Below are 12,629 nucleotides of genomic sequence, written 5' to 3' on the forward strand. Positions count from 1 at the left end.
TTAATGGTCCTCCGCTGCGGTAACCGCTGGGTTTTCCGCAGGCAGATCGGTGTTGTTATCGCCCAGCATAATGTGGTCGAGGATCTGGCGCATCAGCGTACCGACCGCCGGGCCTGCGCCGCCGTTCTCCAGAATCATGGCGACAGCCACTTGTGGATTGTTATACGGCGCAAAGGCGGTCATCAATTTGTGGTCACGCAGACGCTCAGCAATTTTGTGCGCATTATAGGTTTCGTTCGCTTTTAGACCGAAGACCTGAGCTGTACCCGATTTCGCCGCAATTTTGTACGGTGCGCTGGCAAAGTATTTATGTGCCGTACCGTTAGGGCGGTTAGCAACCCCGTACATACCGTCTTTCGCCAGCTCCCAGTAACCGGAGTGAATATCGCCGACTGGCGGTTCATGCGGTTGTACCCATGGCACCTGTTTGCCGTCTTCGGCGGTACTCATCAGCAAATGCGGAACCTTCACGACACCGTCATTAATCAGGATCATCAGTGCCTTACTCATCTGGATTGGGGTTGCTGTCCAGTAACCCTGACCGATACCGACCGGAATGGTGTCACCCTGATACCACGGTTTTTTAAAGCGTTTTTGTTTCCATTCGCGGGTAGGCATGTTGCCGGAACGTTCTTCTGCAAGATCGATACCGGTGTAATGGCCATAACCGAATTTACCCATCCATTCGGAAAGGCGATCGATCCCCATATCGTAGGCCACCTGGTAGAAGAAGGTATCCGCAGATTCTTCCAGCGATCTTGTGACATTCAGGCGACCATGGCCCCATTTTTTCCAGTCACGGTAACGTTTTTCCGAACCAGGCAGCTGCCACCAGCCTGGGTCAAACAGCGTAGTATTGCGAGTGATCACCCCCGCACTTAATGCTGAAACCGCCACATAAGGTTTAACCGTAGACGCCGGTGGATAAACCCCTTGCGTGGCTCGGTTCACCAGCGGTGTGTTCGGGTCGTTCAGCAATGCGGAATAATCTTTGCTGGAGATACCGTCAACAAACAAGTTTGGGTCATAGCTTGGCGTGGAAACCAGCGCCAGCACACCGCCCGTGCGCGGATCGGTGACTACTACAGCCGCGCGGCTGCCTGCCAGCAGTGTTTCAATATACTGCTGGAGTTTGAGATCTATCGTCAGGTAAATATCGTGTCCGGCTTGCGGCGGTACTTCTTTTAACTGGCGGATGACGCGACCACGGTTGTTAACTTCAACCTCTTCATAACCGGTTTGACCGTGCAGCACATCTTCATAGTAACGCTCAATTCCCAGCTTACCGATATCATGCGTTGCCGCATAGTTGGCTAGTTTGCCGTCATTATTCAGGCGTTCGACGTCTTTATCGTTGATTTTCGACACATAGCCGATGACGTGAGTCAACGCTGAACCGTAGGGATAGTAACGGCGTTTATAGCCTTTAACTTCCACCCCGGGAAAACGGTACTGATTGACGGCAAAGCGCGCCACCTGTACTTCGGTCAGGTTAGTTTTCACTGGAATCGAGGTGAAACGGTGTGAACGTGCGCGCTCTTTTCTGAATGCAGCGATATCATCATCGGTCAGATCGACGACGCTGCGCAGGGCATCCAGCGTTTGCTGCACGTTATCGACTTTCTCCGGCATCATCTCTATCTGATAGATAGTGCGGTTGAGTGCCAGAGGGATGCCGTTACGGTCGTAGATAATGCCGCGACTGGGGGCGATAGGCACCAGCTTGATGCGGTTTTCATTAGAACGGGTTTGATAATCGGTAAAACGAACAATTTGCAGATTATACAGGTTGGCGATAAGCACGCCGGTCAGCAGCAAAATTCCCAAAAAGGCGACCAGCGCCCGGCGCACAAACAGTGCGGACTCTGCCGTATAGTCGCGAAAAGAGTTCTGTAGTTTCATCCGCTGCGTTTTCTACTCAAAGCTTTCTTATCACTCACGATGATAAGGATGGTTGGTGGTAATGCTCCACGCCCGGTACAGACTCTCTGCGACCAGTACGCGAACCAGCGGATGGGGGAGGGTCAGCGCGGAAAGCGACCAGCTTTGTTCTGCCGCTGCTTTACAGGCAGGTGATAACCCTTCAGGCCCGCCAATAAGCAGGCTGACGTCGCGGCCATCAAGCTTCCATCGTTCCAGTTCAGCGGCTAACTGCGGTGTGTCCCAGGGCTTGCCAGGAATGTCGAGGGTGACAATGCGGTTTTTGCCTGCGGCCGCCAGCATCTGCTCACCCTCTTTGTCGAGTATGCGCTTGATGTCCGCGTTCTTGCCGCGTTTTCCAGCCGGAATTTCAATCAGCTCAAAAGGCATATCTTTCGGAAAACGACGCAGGTACTCAGTAAAACCGGTTTGTACCCAGTCCGGCATTTTCGTTCCCACGGCCACAAGTTGCAGCTTCACACATTAACTCCAGAGTTTTTCCAGTTCATACAGGCGACGGCTCTCTTCCTGCATGACATGGACAATAACTTCGCCCAAATCAACGACAATCCAGTCGGCGCTGTTTTCACCTTCTACGCCGAGCGGCAATAGACCAGCAGCACGAGACTCCTGAACAACGTGGTCAGCAATGGACATAACATGACGGCTGGACGTACCCGTACAGATGATCATGCAGTCGGTGATGCTGGATTTGCCCTGAACGTCTAAGGCGATGATGTCCTGACCTTTGAGGTCATCAATTTTGTCGATAACAAAATCCTGGAGTGCTTTACCCTGCAAGTTTTCCCCCTGGGTGAATTAAAAAGATAAAAACGGTTTGTCAGTATACCTGAACCAGAGGCGATTTCGGGACAATTGTCGCCGAATCGGCTTTCGAAAGTGGGCTATCATCCCACCCCGCGCCGCAGATTGCATCGCCATTTTTGTAAAACAATTTCTACAAAGTCGTGTTTAGCGGAAAAAGTCTGGCTGCGGAGAATATCAGCCTGTCCGGGGCTGTCAATGGGCGCTGCACCTTACATGCAAAAAAACAGAAAAGTCATGCATCCCTGTGCCATATAGCGCGGCTATTGAGGACACGTAGAGTTGCGAATGCGTCATTGATTTCAATGGCGCTCCAGCAGCCCTGGTCTACACGAAAATGCCACATCGCCCCGGCTGGCATACCAAGTAAGCGGGCAATTAACAGACTCAACACGCCCTGATGGCTGACGACTAATATATTTTTGTCGTGCTGATATTCAACAAATCTTGCAATAAACCTTTCTACCCGCTGCAAAAACGCCTGAAAACCTTCACCGTTAGTTGGGACGGTATGCTGCCAGTCATTGCACCATGCGTTATAGTTTTCGGCATCTTCTTGCATCAAATCGCGATGATGCCGCATCTCCCAGTCACCAAAAAACATTTCATTAAGCTCAGGGACGGTTTGTACAGGGAGCTGGCGGTCACTGAGAACCAGCCGCGCGGTATGCTGCGCGCGTTCCAGTTCACTACATAAAACCATATCGAAGGGAACATCACGCAACAGGGTATGCAGGCTTTGAGCTTGCTCGATACCGCGTGCAGTCAGTGGCGTCGGCGCATGACCACTGTACAATCCATCGACATTTGCCTGCGTTTCGCCGTGACGAATTAACCACAGTCGCATCATTCCCTCCGTGATGACAGGTATCAGCGATACAAGCCTTGTTGGTTAATGTAGGTCAATACCGATTCCGGCAACAAATCTTCACATGATTCGCCGTTTTGCAAGCGTTCGCGGATGATGGTCGCCGAGATGTTAAACCACGGCGTTTCAGCGAGGTAAATTTTACCGGCAGACTGAAGGTGCAGATCTTCCGGATTATGCGTCAAATGATCTTCCAGCCACTGCTGGTATTGTGGTTGCGCCATTTCAAGCGGGTAGCCAGGACGCCGACAGACAATTAAATGCGCATTGTCGAGGATCGTTTCGTATTCGTACCAGGTGGGAAAAGTCAGCAGTGAGTCCTGACCAATAATAAACGCCAGTGGCACATCGGCGCCTTGTTCCTGTCGCCACTCTTTGAGTGTTTGCGCAGTGTAAGAGGGGGCATTGCGTTTTAACTCACGTTCATCAAGGGTAAACAGTGGTTTATCGGCAATAGCCAGTTCAAGCATATGTTTTCGCTGCGCGCTGTTTGCTTCCGGCTGTGGACGATGCGGAGGAACATTGTTAGGGATAATAGTCACTCGCGTCAGACCAATCAGATTCGCCAGCGTTTCCACGGGTTTAAGATGACCATAGTGCACCGGATCGAAGGTGCCGCCAAACAGAGCCTGTAAAGATTTCATATCAACCATCGATAAATACGTCTGCCAGTGGTTTATGGCACAACAGAAGGGATAATCCCTCCAGATCTGCCCACACCGACTGGCCGTAATCTTGTTTGAGGGTGAGTTCCGTTCGTGTCAGAAGTTGCACGGCCTGACGTAACTGCGGCTGGCTTAAGCGATTTAATGCCTCGCCCATCATGCCCCGCCGGTTCTGCCAAACGCGATGCTTATCAAATAACGCGCGTAGCGGCATATGGGCAGATTGACGTTTCAAATTAACCAGTAACAACAGTTCACGTTGTAATGTGCGCAACAAAATAACCGGCTCGCTGCCTTCCAGACGCAGTTGCTGAAGAATGTGCAACGCGCGCTTGCTTTTGCCCATCAACAAAGCATCAACCCAATGAAAAGGGGTGAAATGCGCGGCATCATTCACTGCCTGCTCAACGCGCGGTAATGTCAGTTTGCCGTCCGGCCAGAGAAGCGATAAACGCTCCAGTGCCTGTGCCAGCGCCAGCAGGTTACCTTCATAACAATAGCAGAGCATCTGATTTGCAGCGTCATCCAGCTCTAAGTTGAGCTGTTTTGCACGCGCAGCAACCCAGCGAGGAAGCTGAGCCTGCTCCGGTGTCTGACAGGTTACCTGCACGCTTCGATTAGCAAGAGCAGTAAACCAGGCAGCATTTTCCTGCGCTTTGCTTAATTTATTGCCGCGCACGATCAACAGCAAATCGTCATGCAGCAGTCCGGTCAGTGTCAGAAGTTGTTCATTGATCGCCGCATTTGGTCCGTTTTCTGGTAACAGCAGCAATAGCGTTTGTCGACTGGCGAACAGACTCATGGCCTGGCATAGCGAAAATATCGCATTCCAGTCGGTGTTGGGATCAATGGAAAAAGTGTGGTGTTCTGCAAATCCTTGTGTTGCAGCCACCTGACGAACAGCGTCCTGGCTTTCCTGCAACAACAGAGGATCGTTACCAAGCAAAAGATACGCCGCGCGCAGCCCTTCATTGAGCTGCGCGCGGAGTTGTTCCGGGTACAACCGAATCATCAGTTACCCAGTGTGGTAGAGACGCGTGCAGGCGTTGCTGCAGTATCCGTTGTTTTCGACGTATCTTCGTCGGAACGGATATCCGCAGCGCGAATGCTTGGCAGCTTACGAATCAGCTGTTCGGCAGCACGGTCGTACATCTCTTGAATGATCATGCCTTGCTCATTATCTTTCGCTAACGCCATTTGCGGGTTATCGAAGAACGAACGGAAGACTTTGGCGCTAATCGGGTAGATGTCACGGCCAGGGATCAATACGGTCGCATTAACCGTCATGATCATCTGATACTCTGCTGTTTGACCGTTACGGAATACCGAGGCGGTATCTTTCGCGATGCTCACTTTACCCAAACGCAGGGATGGAACGTCCTTACGCGTGGTTTCTTTATCAAGCAACTCGACACCGTTCAGACGTAACTGATTACGCACCGCACGGCTTAACGGCCCGTTCGGGTCGCCTGAGTCCAGGATCATGACCTTCATAGTGGAAGGAACCTGCGTGGTATCACGCAGATGCCAGCCACACCCGGCGGTGATTAACACCGCCAGAGATAACAACAATGTTGCCAGATATCGCACGCTTCCTCCCGCGCTTAGCCAACGACCAGATTGAGGAGTTTACCCGGTACGTAAATCACTTTACGCACGGTAACGCCATCAAGATATTTTGCTACCAGATGTTCCTGGCCAGCACGTTCGCGAACCTGTTCTTCCGTTGCATCTACCGGAACGGTGATTTTGGCACGGACTTTACCGTTAACCTGCACCACCACCAGCGTGGAGTCTTCCACCATCGCTTTCTCGTCTGCAACCGGCCACGGCGCGTTGTCGATATCGCCTTCGCCTTTCAGTTCCTGCCACAGCGTGAAGCAGATGTGCGGCGTGAACGGGTTAAGCATACGGACAACGGCCAGCAGGGCTTCCTGCATCAGCGCGCGATCCTGCTCGCCATCGGTCGGCGCTTTCGCCAGTTTATTCATCAGCTCCATAATCGCCGCAATTGCGGTGTTGAAGGTCTGACGACGACCGATATCATCAGTCACTTTAGCGATAGTTTTATGAACATCACGACGCAGAGCTTTCTGATCTTCAGTCAGTGCATCAACGTTCAGCGGCGCAACATCACCTTTCGCAGTGTGCTCGTAAACCAGTTTCCAGACACGTTTCAGGAAGCGGTTAGCCCCTTCAACGCCGGACTCTTGCCATTCGAGAGTCATATCCGCCGGAGAAGCGAACATCATAAACAGACGAACGGTGTCCGCGCCGTAACGTTCAACCATCACCTGAGGGTCGATACCGTTGTTCTTCGACTTGGACATTTTGCTCATGCCGGTATACACCAGTTCATGGCCTGCCGCGTCTTTCGCTTTCACGATACGGCCTTTCTCGTCGCGCTCAACGATAGCATCAACCGGGGAAACCCAGTTACGTTCGCCGTTTTCGCCTACATAGTAGAAGGCGTCTGCCAGCACCATACCCTGACACAGCAGTTGTTTCGCTGGTTCGTCAGAGTTTACCATGCCTGCATCACGCATCAGTTTGTGGAAGAAGCGGAAGTAGAGCAGGTGCATGATGGCGTGTTCAATACCACCAATATAGATATCCACCGGCAGCCAGTAGTTAGCCGCTTTGGAATCCAGCATACCCTCTTTGTACTCTGGGCAAGTGTAGCGCGCATAGTACCAGGAGGACTCCATAAAGGTGTCGAAAGTATCGGTTTCACGCAGCGCCGGCATACCGTTAACGGTGGTTTTCGCCCACTCAGGATCTGCTTTGATCGGGCTGGTAATACCGTCCATTACCACATCTTCCGGCAGGATCACCGGCAGTTGGTCGTCCGGGGTAGGCATCACCGTACCGTCTTCCAGCGTCACCATCGGAATCGGCGCGCCCCAGTAACGTTGACGGGAAACACCCCAGTCGCGCAGGCGATAGTTTACTTTACGCTCGCCAACACCCATTGCCGTCAGTTTGTCGGCAATGGCGTTAAAGGCCGCTTCATGGTCAAGACCGTTGAACTCGCCAGAGTTGAACAGCACGCCTTTTTCCGTCAGCGCCTGCTGGGAGAGATCCGGTTCAGAACCGTCAGCCGCCAGGATAACCGGCTTGATGTTCAGGCCGTATTTAGAGGCAAACTCGTAGTCGCGCTGGTCGTGACCCGGAACCGCCATGACTGCGCCAGTGCCGTACTCCATCAATACGAAGTTTGCTGCCCAAACCGGAATTTCTTCGCCCGTTAATGGGTGAACCGCTTTAAAGCCAGTATCGACACCTTTTTTCTCCATCGTTGCCATTTCAGCTTCAGCAACTTTGGTGTTACGACATTCGTCAACGAAAGCCGCCAGTTCAGGATTATTTTCTGCCGCTTTCTGCGCCAGCGGGTGACCCGCCGCTACCGCCAGATAAGTACAACCCATAAAGGTGTCCGGGCGGGTAGTGTAAACGGTCAGCGTGTTGTCATAGTCGTTAACGTTGAAGGTGATTTCCACGCCTTCGGAACGACCGATCCAGTTACGCTGCATGGTTTTAACGGTGTCTGGCCAGTGATCCAGTTTATCCAGATCGTTGAGCAGTTCGTCAGCGTAAGCGGTGATTTTGATAAACCACTGCGGGATCTCTTTACGTTCAACTTTGGTATCGCAGCGCCAGCAGCAGCCGTCAATAACCTGTTCGTTAGCCAGTACGGTCTGGTCGTTCGGACACCAGTTGACCGCAGAAGTCTTCTTATATACCAGGCCTTTTTTATACAGCTCGGTGAAGAATTTCTGTTCCCAACGGTAGTATTCCGGCGTACAGGTCGCCAGCTCGCGGCTCCAGTCATAACCAAAGCCCAGCATTTTGAGCTGGTTTTTCATATACGCGATGTTGTCGTACGTCCACGGTGCCGGTGCGGTGTTGTTTTTCACCGCTGCGCCTTCCGCAGGCAGACCAAACGCGTCCCAGCCGATCGGCTGCAGGACGTTTTTGCCCAGCATACGCTGGTAGCGGGCGATCACGTCACCGATGGTGTAGTTACGTACGTGGCCCATGTGTAGTCGACCAGAAGGATAGGGAAGCATAGACAGGCAGTAATACTTCTCTTTGCTCTCGTCTTCGGTTACTTCAAATGTGCGCTTCTCATCCCAGTGAAGCTGTACTTTGGATTCTATCTCTTCCGGGCGGTATTGCTCTTGCATGGCAGCCAGTGGTCCTGTTTTCAATACGGCTACAAATGTAGCGTTGAGGTGGTTTTTCAGATCCGCATAGCATAGCCCAAACGTCCGCGTCAAAACAGCCTTTCGCGCACTCGACGTTGAAATGATGCCCGGATTATTCATACATTAATTTACAGAGTTTGTGGGCGTATTAGCAAAGCAAGGAACAAAGAACGTCTATTATTATAGTCAGTTAACGACCCGGGAGATGAAACGATGAACAAGGTTGCTCAATATTACCGTGAACTGGTCGCGTCACTGAGCGAACGCCTGCGCAATGGCGAACGTGATATCGACGCACTGGTGGAACAGGCGCGCGAGCGCGTAATAAAAACAGGGGAGTTAACGCGAACCGAGGTCGATGAGTTGACGCGAGCTGTCAGGCGTGACCTGGAAGAGTTCGCCATGAGCTATGAAGAGAGCCTGAAAGAAGAGTCTGACAGTGTTTTTATGCGGGTGATTAAAGAAAGCCTCTGGCAGGAACTGGCGGACATCACCGATAAAACGCAGCTTGAATGGCGCGAAGTTTTCCAGGATCTCAACCATCACGGGGTTTATCACAGCGGAGAAGTGGTAGGGCTGGGGAATCTGGTCTGCGAGAAATGTCACTTCCATCTCCCGATCTACACGCCGGAAGTCCTAACGCTATGCCCGAAATGTGGTCATGACCAGTTCCAGAGACGCCCGTTCGAGCCGTAATAGTCTGATTTCGCACAGCAATAAAGATAATTGGGGTCGAATGAAAATCGTCCGGCTCTTATTTGTTTTTATCTCTACAGTAAATCTTCAACCTCACGGATTTCTTGATTGACATCTCTTGTACTGGATGCCTGAACCTTACGGTATAAGTCGAGAGCCTGTCGGAGCTCGGCAGGTCTTCCTTCGCCATAGTGGTACATAATGGCCAGGTTATACCAGGCGGTGGCGTCATTGCATTCAGCGGCTTTCGTGAACCATTCAAAGGCAGCTTTCAGATACCAGTACATCGCTTGCTTATAGTTCTGCTCTACCCCTTCGCCTGGTGCTGGCGAACCAACTACGGAAGAATCATTAATGCCGATTGTGAGTCGTCTTGATGTGGAAGATCGTTGTCCGCTGGAAGCATTAATTATTCGGCGATTATTAATTCAGTCGGCGAATTTTGCCGGGCAGAAAATCGTCGAACCAGCGCCACAACCCCAGCCAATGCCCGCTGATGATGGTGGTCCTGGTTGCCTCGGGGTTATTAAAATTATCTTCTACATTTTTATCTTTGCCGGTTTGATAGGGAAAATACTCCATCTACTGGGTTGAAACTCAACCTTAATGTGCGGGAAGTTCAGCCAGTAATCTTTCTGCATTTTTATAATGTTGATCCGCTGCCAGTTTTAGCCATTTGCGTGCTTCATAATTGTTGATGTTAATTCCAGTGCCGTTTCTGTAAATCAAACCCAAAGTGTATTGAGCATGGGCATATCCTTTTTCCGCAGCTTGTTTATACCACTGGATTGCCATTCGACTATCGGGCTTTACACCCAATCCTTTCAGGTAGATCCAACCTAGTTTGCTCTGCGCGCGCGGATTTTCCTGTTCTGCCGATTGCTCATACCAGTATCTCGCCATCGTGTAATCCAGAGGCTTACCATTGCTGCCATGAAGATAAAATCCGCCAAGGCTATATTGTGACGTCGAGTGACCATGAATGGCGGAAAGCTCCGTTGCTGCCGTGGTAAACGGAAGACTGCCCGGTGCGCTTAAATAATCAAAGACATAATTCGCCATAGCTTTATCGCGCAAGGTCGTTTTCTTAGGTTGGCTAATACAAGTGATTGCCGCAACTATAAATATTGCGAATATAAAATATATTTTTTTGTTCATTTATCAATGCTTCGATTTTCTTTTTATTTTGAAAGCGTCAAGTTTATACTCATCATTAATAAAAAAGTAGTCAGTTAATGTACTTAAAGGATTGTTAATAAATGGATAAGGAAGAACAACACCTTCTATTTGCGCTTTCTACGCCAATGGAAATTCTTAATCAGGGATGCAAGCCCGCACATGACTCGCCAAAAATGTATACCGGAATAAAAGAATTTGATCTCTCATCATCCTGGGGAATAAATAATCGTGATGATTTAATTCAGACTATTTACCAGATGACTGATGATGGTCACGCAAATAATTTAGCTGGTTTATATCTGGCATGGCATCGATCTTCCCCTGATGAGTGGAAAACATTAATTGCTGGCGGCTCCGAACGCGGGTTGATTTATACCCAATTTGTTGCCGAAACTGCCCTGTGTTGTGGGGAGGCAGGAATCAAAGCCTGGGATTATGTTCGCATGGGCTTTTTATCGCGCGTCGGTGTGCTCAACAAGTGGCTGACAGAAGACGAGAGTTTATGGCTGCAATCGCGCGTTTATGTACGAGCTCACCATTACTATCACAGCTGGATGCACTATTTTTCTGCCTATTCGTTAGGACGTCTCTACTGGCAATCCTCTCAGTGTGAAGACAACGCTTCGCTACGCGAGGCGCTAACCCTGTACAAATACGATAGCGCCGGGAGCCGGATGTTTGAAGAGCTGGTGGCAGGAAGCGATCGTTTCTATGCCACGCTTCCCTGGCGGCCGTTAACTGTCCAACCAGAATGTCCGGCAACGCTTAAGGATGTGAGCGACCTATGAAAACATGTTGGCAAATTCTCGAAATTGAAAGCACGACGCAAACAGAGATTATCCGTCAGGCTTATCTTTCTCACTTACCGTTGTGTCACCCCGAAACCGATCCGCAGGGGTTTAAAGCATTACGCCAGGCCTATGAAGAGGCGCTGCGACTGGTGGTAAATCCTGTCGAGGAAGCAGATGATGAAAAAAAAGATGCCACCGCTGAACATGAAATACTACGTGCATTCAGGACATTACTGGATTCAGAAAGTGATCGTTTTCAGCCCTCCGCCTGGCAGAAATTTATTCAGCAATTAAATACCTGGAACATGGATTATGTCGATCAATTACGCTGGCCGCTGTGTGCAATCGCTATAGAAGCGCGATATCTTTCATTAAATTGTGCTTCTTTGCTGGCAGAGCGTTTGAACTGGCATTCGTTTAATGACAGCGAAGGAATGGATGAGGAAGAACGGGAGGCTTTTCTTGAGGCCATTCAGGCTGGTGATTGTTTCGATTTCCTTAGCCTTCTGGAATATCCCGTTGCGTTGCAGAACCAGACTGTTGAGTATTACTTCGCGCTGGAACGTTGCTGCCGTTACCATCCTGACTATGTCACTGCGTTTTTGGCGATGGAAGGTCCGTGGTTCATTCCTGATGATGCGAAGTTACATCGCAAACTGTTGCGCTGGTACAGCTCGGTGCAAACAGGTATGGCGGAACTCATTCCTGTTGCCCAACAGTGGCAAACGGAAGAATCAGAAAGCGAAGATGCCCGGTATTACCAGTATGCACAACGTTTGTACTGCGGCGAGGGGGAAAGCCTGCTTGCCGATCTCGGCGCGTACTGGGAAAGCTACCCATCTACACAAGCTGATAATTTGTTGTTGCAGTGGAGCAAGCGTCATTGCCCGGATTATTTCGCGTTATTAGTGATGGTTATCGAAGCGCGGAGCATGATAGATGCGCAAGGTCAACCGCTGAAATATGTTCCTGGTGAGAGCGCCCGGACGCGGCTGTTATGGGCGGAAATTTTACATAGCGGAAAATTATCGCCGTTGGGTCAATCATTTATCGAGTCGCTGTTTTATAAGCGCAAAGCATGGGCGTGGTGGAAATCGAGAGTAGGTAGTGAGACAGAGCAAGATTCACCATTACTGGATCTGTATCGGGTGGCGGAACAGGTTGTGCTGGAAGCGTTTCCGAAACAAGAGATGCTGGCTCGCCTGAACGCGAGGCTGGAACGCGGAGATGCCCATCCATTAGAGGCTATTATCACCCGGATGCTGTTGACGAAAGTGAAGCTTGAGCCGGTGGATGAAGATGTCGATGAGCCAACACCTGAAGCACATGAAGAGAAGAATGATGAGGTTGAAAAACCACAGAGCATTTCCAGCATTATCAAAATCAGCTTAACGGTGCTGGTGATAGGTTATGCACTCGGCAAAATTGCGATGTTGTTTAGTTAGATACGATGCTGACGCATCTTATCCTTCAATGT

General features: G+C 50.4%; 12 protein-coding genes and 2 pseudogenes. 4 read left to right on the plus strand and 10 right to left on the minus strand.

The window, feature by feature from the left end:
• From mrdA to leuS, 8 genes are all read right to left on the minus strand, one after another.
• The gene (gene mrdA, locus WES_RS14770) at positions 1-1,902 is read right to left on the minus strand and encodes a peptidoglycan DD-transpeptidase MrdA (protein WP_000776182.1); all 1,902 of its coding nucleotides are present in this window, start codon (positions 1,900-1,902) and stop codon (positions 1-3) included.
• Positions 1,903-1,932: 30 nt separating this feature from the next.
• Positions 1,933-2,400 (minus strand): 23S rRNA (pseudouridine(1915)-N(3))-methyltransferase RlmH, encoded by a 468-nt coding sequence (gene rlmH, locus WES_RS14765; protein WP_000776104.1) that lies wholly within the window; start codon positions 2,398-2,400, stop codon positions 1,933-1,935.
• A 3-nt stretch (positions 2,401-2,403) separates the two neighbouring features.
• Complete coding sequence (gene rsfS / locus WES_RS14760) at positions 2,404-2,721, minus strand: ribosome silencing factor (protein ID WP_001161665.1); 318 nt, start codon at positions 2,719-2,721, stop codon at positions 2,404-2,406.
• Between the two features lie 259 nt (positions 2,722-2,980).
• Positions 2,981-3,592 carry an adenosylcobalamin/alpha-ribazole phosphatase gene (locus WES_RS14755; RefSeq protein ID WP_016159100.1) on the minus strand — a complete coding sequence of 204 codons (612 nt, stop codon included), beginning with the start codon at positions 3,590-3,592 and terminating at the stop codon, positions 2,981-2,983.
• A gap of 23 nt (positions 3,593-3,615) precedes the next feature.
• Positions 3,616-4,257 carry a nicotinate-nucleotide adenylyltransferase gene (gene nadD / locus WES_RS14750; RefSeq protein ID WP_024191079.1) on the minus strand — a complete coding sequence of 214 codons (642 nt, stop codon included), beginning with the start codon at positions 4,255-4,257 and terminating at the stop codon, positions 3,616-3,618.
• A 1-nt stretch (position 4,258) separates the two neighbouring features.
• Positions 4,259-5,290, minus strand: coding sequence for a DNA polymerase III subunit delta (gene holA, locus WES_RS14745; RefSeq protein ID WP_016159099.1), 1,032 nt, complete (start codon positions 5,288-5,290; stop codon positions 4,259-4,261).
• The gene (lptE, locus tag WES_RS14740) at positions 5,290-5,868 is read right to left on the minus strand and encodes an LPS assembly lipoprotein LptE (RefSeq protein ID WP_016159098.1); all 579 of its coding nucleotides are present in this window, start codon (positions 5,866-5,868) and stop codon (positions 5,290-5,292) included. The genes holA and lptE overlap by 1 nt, the downstream gene beginning before the upstream one ends.
• 14 nt (positions 5,869-5,882) lie before the next feature.
• Complete coding sequence (gene leuS, locus WES_RS14735; RefSeq protein WP_016235165.1) at positions 5,883-8,465, minus strand: leucine--tRNA ligase; 2,583 nt, start codon at positions 8,463-8,465, stop codon at positions 5,883-5,885.
• Positions 8,466-8,699: 234 nt separating this feature from the next.
• On the opposite strand from leuS, the gene WES_RS14730 reads away from it, so the two are divergent.
• Entirely contained in the window at positions 8,700-9,182 is a 483-nt protein-coding gene (locus WES_RS14730; RefSeq protein WP_001044880.1) for a zinc ribbon-containing protein, read from the plus strand.
• 74 nt (positions 9,183-9,256) lie between these two features.
• Here the strand turns inward: WES_RS14730 and WES_RS14725 are convergent.
• A pseudogene (locus WES_RS14725) lies at positions 9,257-9,502 on the minus strand (hypothetical protein); the annotation flags it as partial.
• Between the two features lie 4 nt (positions 9,503-9,506).
• Here WES_RS14725 and WES_RS14720 point away from each other — a divergent pair.
• A pseudogene (locus tag WES_RS14720) lies at positions 9,507-9,776 on the plus strand (J domain-containing protein); the annotation flags it as partial.
• A gap of 9 nt (positions 9,777-9,785) precedes the next feature.
• On the opposite strand, the gene WES_RS14715 reads toward WES_RS14720, so the two are convergent.
• Positions 9,786-10,340 (minus strand): tetratricopeptide repeat protein, encoded by a 555-nt coding sequence (locus WES_RS14715; protein ID WP_016159093.1) that lies wholly within the window; start codon positions 10,338-10,340, stop codon positions 9,786-9,788.
• A 101-nt stretch (positions 10,341-10,441) separates the two neighbouring features.
• On the opposite strand from WES_RS14715, the gene WES_RS14710 reads away from it, so the two are divergent.
• Positions 10,442-11,149 carry a DUF1266 domain-containing protein gene (locus WES_RS14710; protein WP_016159092.1) on the plus strand — a complete coding sequence of 236 codons (708 nt, stop codon included), beginning with the start codon at positions 10,442-10,444 and terminating at the stop codon, positions 11,147-11,149.
• The gene (gene djlC, locus WES_RS14705; RefSeq protein WP_016159091.1) at positions 11,146-12,597 is read left to right on the plus strand and encodes a co-chaperone DjlC; all 1,452 of its coding nucleotides are present in this window, start codon (positions 11,146-11,148) and stop codon (positions 12,595-12,597) included. The genes WES_RS14710 and djlC overlap by 4 nt, the downstream gene beginning before the upstream one ends.
• Positions 12,598-12,629 lie beyond the last annotated feature (32 nt).

The sequence above is a fragment of the Escherichia sp. KTE31 genome (genome assembly GCF_000407925.1).
Lineage (GTDB): Bacteria > Pseudomonadota > Gammaproteobacteria > Enterobacterales > Enterobacteriaceae > Escherichia > Escherichia ruysiae.

Bases quoted from the DNA above. Each gene is read 5' to 3' on its own strand.
- mrdA (WP_000776182.1), bottom strand. From the start codon at position 1,902: ATGAAACTACAGAACTCTTTTCGCGACTATACGGCAGAGTCCGCACTG.
- WES_RS14755 (WP_016159100.1), bottom strand. From the start codon at position 3,592: ATGCGACTGTGGTTAATTCGTCACGGCGAAACGCAGGCAAATGTCGAT.
- nadD (WP_024191079.1), bottom strand. From the start codon at position 4,257: ATGAAATCTTTACAGGCTCTGTTTGGCGGCACCTTCGATCCGGTGCAC.
- holA (WP_016159099.1), bottom strand. From the start codon at position 5,290: ATGATTCGGTTGTACCCGGAACAACTCCGCGCGCAGCTCAATGAAGGG.
- leuS (WP_016235165.1), bottom strand. From the start codon at position 8,465: ATGCAAGAGCAATACCGCCCGGAAGAGATAGAATCCAAAGTACAGCTT.
- WES_RS14730 (WP_001044880.1), top strand. From the start codon at position 8,700: ATGAACAAGGTTGCTCAATATTACCGTGAACTGGTCGCGTCACTGAGC.
- WES_RS14715 (WP_016159093.1), bottom strand. From the start codon at position 10,340: ATGAACAAAAAAATATATTTTATATTCGCAATATTTATAGTTGCGGCA.
- WES_RS14710 (WP_016159092.1), top strand. From the start codon at position 10,442: ATGGATAAGGAAGAACAACACCTTCTATTTGCGCTTTCTACGCCAATG.
- djlC (WP_016159091.1), top strand. From the start codon at position 11,146: ATGAAAACATGTTGGCAAATTCTCGAAATTGAAAGCACGACGCAAACA.